Here is a 3,210-nt window from a genome sequence, read left to right on the forward strand (position 1 = left end):
CGCCAGGACCATCACCGTAGCCACCGCCGGGGCCGTCACCGTAGCCACCGCCCGGACCGTCGCCGTACTTGCCGGGGCCGTCGCCGTAGCCACCGCCGGGGCCGTCACCGTAGTTGCCGGGACCATCGCCGTAGTTGCCGGGACCGTCGCCGTAGTTGCCGGGACCGTCGCCGTAGCCGCTGGGGCCGGCGGGCAGGCCGCGCGGCGGCGGAGCGCCGTGGCCCATCGGGGCGCCCGGTCCCATCGGGCCGGGGCCGCCGGGTCCGCCGGGGCCGCGCGGCGGTTCGTAGCCGCCCCGCGGGGCGTCGTAGCCACCGGCGAAGGCACCGGTGGGCTCGTCGTAGCGGCCGTAGCGGTCGCCGGGCGGACCGGCCTGTGCCGGCATCGGCCGGGGCGGCATCGGCTGCGGGACCGGCGACATGCCGCGGTCGTCGCGCACCGGGGGGCCCATGCGGTCGGGCGGGCCCATGCGGTCCGGAGGACCCATCCGGTCGGGCGGACCCATGCGGTCGGGCGGACCGAGGCGGTCGGCGTCGCGGGGGTCGCCGCCGCGGCCGCCGGCGCCACCGCGCTCCTCCAGCTCGGCCAGCTGCCGCTCGACCCGGTCGAGGTGCAGGTCGACCTGCCACTCGTCGTAGCCGTTGAAGCGGACCCGGAAGACGACGTCGTGGACCTCCTGGGAGGCGACGGGGGCGCCCACCGGCCGGCCGTCGAGCGTCGCCTCGACCCGGTCCAGGAAGGCGTCGACCTCGTCGACCTTGTATCCCCGGCGGAGCGCCTTACGCCGGAAACGCTGACCCTGACTCGCCACTATGTCTCCTGGTCTCGTTCGCTACGCCCGGTCACGCCTTCTCCCCGGCCCGGTCGGTGTCGGTGTCAATGTCCTCGGCGGCGGCGAGTTGCCCGCACGCTCCGTCGATCTCGCGACCCCGGGTGTCCCGCACGGTCGTCGACACCCCGGCCTCGCGCAGCCGCCGGACGAACTCCCGCTCGACCGGCTTGGGGCTGGCGTCCCAACGGCTGCCCGGAGTCGGGTTGAGGGGGATGAGGTTCACGTGGGTCAGCTTCCCGGCCAGCAGCCGCCCGAGCAGATCGGCTCTCCACGGCTGGTCGTTCACGTCTCTGATCATGGCGTACTCGATCGACACCCGACGCCCCGTGCGGGCCGCGTAGTCCCACGCCGCGTCCAGCACCTCGGACACCTTCCAGCGCTGGTTGACCGGCACGAGTTCGTCGCGCAGCTCATCATCGGGGGCGTGCAGCGACAACGCAAGGGTCACCGAGAGGTCTTCGCTGGCCAGTCGGCGGATGGCCGGGACCAGGCCCACCGTGGAGACCGTGATGTGGCGCTGCGACAGCCCGAGCCCCTCGGGCGCCGGGGCGACCAGCCGGCGGATCGCCGCGACCACTCGGGAGTAGTTGGCCAGCGGCTCGCCCATGCCCATGAAGACCACGTGCGACAGGCGCGGCGGCGAACCCGCCACCGCTCCGGAGGCGGCCACCCCGGCCAGGTAGACCGCCTGGTCGACGATCTCGGCGGTGGAGAGGTTGCGGGTCAGCCCCGCCTGCCCGGTGGCGCAGAACGGGCAGGCCATGCCGCAGCCGGCCTGGCTGGAGATGCAGACGGTGACGCGGTCCGGGTAACCCATCAGCACGCTCTCCACCAGCGAGCCGTCGTGCAGCCGCCAGAGCGCCTTGCGGGTCGCGCCGTCGTCGCAGGCCAGCTCGCGGACCGGGGTGAGCAGCCGGGGCAGGAGCTGGTCGGCGAGCTTCTCCCGGGTGGCGGCCGGCAGGTCGGTCATCTGCCCCGGGTCGCGCACCAGCCGACCGAAGTAGTGGGTGGAGACCTGCTTGGCGCGGAACGCCGGCTCCCCCAGCTCGGCGACCAGGGCGCGGCGGCCGGCGAGGTCGAGATCGGCGAGGTGACGGGGAGGCATCGCGGGCCGCCGCCCGGGGGCGTCGGGGTCTGCGGGAATCAGGGGCAAGCTCGTCATGGCGCGTCCAGTCTGTCACGCCGGACGGCCGACACACCTGTCCGGAGGTGCCGAATCGCCCCCCGCCGCCCGGGCGGGGCCACTGACGACGGGTGATTCACGCCTCACTCCAGCACCGGAACGAAGACCGCCAGGAGCAGGTACGCGGTCGGCAGCGCGAAGAGGATCGAGTCCAACCGGTCCATCAGGCCGCCGTGCCCGGGGAGCAGGTTGCTCATGTCCTTCACCCCGAGATCCCGCTTGATCATGGACTCGGCGAGGTCACCGAGGACGGCGGCGCCGGAGATCGCCAACCCGAAGAGCGCGCCCCACCACGGGGCCACGTCGAGGAGCAGCCAGAGCAGCAGGGCACTGCCCAGCGCCGCGGCGGTGACCGAGCCGGCGAAGCCCTCCCAGGACTTCTTCGGGCTGATCGAGGGGGCCATCGGATGCTTGCCGAAGCTGACGCCGGCGGCGTACCCGCCGGTGTCGGAGAGGACCACCGCGGCCAGCGTCACCAGCACCCGCAGGTCGCCGTCCTCGGGCACCGCCGCCAGCAGCGCGGCGAAGCCGCCGAGGAACGGCACGTACACGGCGATGAGGGTGGCGGCGGTCAGGTCACGCTGGAAGCCGCCCGGCCCGTCGCCGAGCCGCCAGACCATGGTGCCCAGCACGGTCACCAGCAGGCCGAGGCTGAGCGCGTCGGGGCCGGAGAACCAGGCCAGCCCGATGGTGAGCACCCCGCCGGCGATCAGCGGCACCAGCGGCGGGTGCGCGCCGCTGCGGCGTACCGCCCGGGCCATCTCCCACATGCCGATGGCGACCGCCGCGGCCACCACCACCAGGAAGGCGGTCCGGTAGAAGAACAGCGGCACCACGATCAGGGCGCCGAGGCCCACGCCGACGGCAACGGCTGCCGGCAGGTTGCGCCCGGCCCGACTCGGAACGGGCTGCTGGGTCGGGGGCCGGTCGGCGCCGGCCCGGCGTCGACCGCGCTGCCGGCGGCCCGGAGGCGGCACGGGCTCCGGCTCCGGCTCGACGTCCCGGACCGGTTCGAGCTGGGTGGTCGGGTACTCCGAGTCGTCGGGACGGTCGCGGTGGCCGTTCATCGCCGCCGGTTCACCGGCCGCCGCCACGTCGGCGTGCGGGCGGGAGCGGGCCGGCGCCTCGGCGTACGCGTCGGGGAGCACGGCGGGACGGCGGTCCCACCGACCCGGATCGATCTCGGGCTCCGGCC

At 74.8% G+C, this 3,210-nt stretch carries 3 protein-coding genes; all 3 read right to left on the reverse strand.

What is annotated here, in order from left to right:
- Window positions 1–811, reverse strand: an 811-nt coding sequence (locus F6X68_RS31775) for a DivIVA domain-containing protein (protein WP_192581627.1), incomplete at its 3' end; no start/stop codon positions are given.
- Window positions 812–842: 31 nt separating this feature from the next.
- On the reverse strand, window positions 843–1,994 hold the full coding sequence (rlmN, locus tag F6X68_RS31780) for a 23S rRNA (adenine(2503)-C(2))-methyltransferase RlmN (protein WP_132232738.1): 1,152 nt from the start codon (window positions 1,992–1,994) through the stop codon (window positions 843–845).
- A gap of 104 nt (window positions 1,995–2,098) precedes the next feature.
- The gene (locus F6X68_RS31785; RefSeq protein ID WP_370519023.1) at window positions 2,099–3,109 is read right to left on the reverse strand and encodes a phosphatidate cytidylyltransferase; all 1,011 of its coding nucleotides are present in this window, start codon (window positions 3,107–3,109) and stop codon (window positions 2,099–2,101) included.
- Between the last annotated feature and the right edge of the window lie 101 nt (window positions 3,110–3,210).

Origin of the sequence: Micromonospora sp. AMSO12t (genome assembly GCF_008806585.1) — a bacterium.
Classification (GTDB): domain Bacteria; phylum Actinomycetota; class Actinomycetes; order Mycobacteriales; family Micromonosporaceae; genus Micromonospora; species Micromonospora reichwaldensis.

Coding starts and splice junctions, on each gene's coding strand:
- rlmN (WP_132232738.1), bottom strand. CDS start 1,994: ATGACGAGCTTGCCCCTGATTCCCGCAGACCCCGACGCCCCCGGGCGG.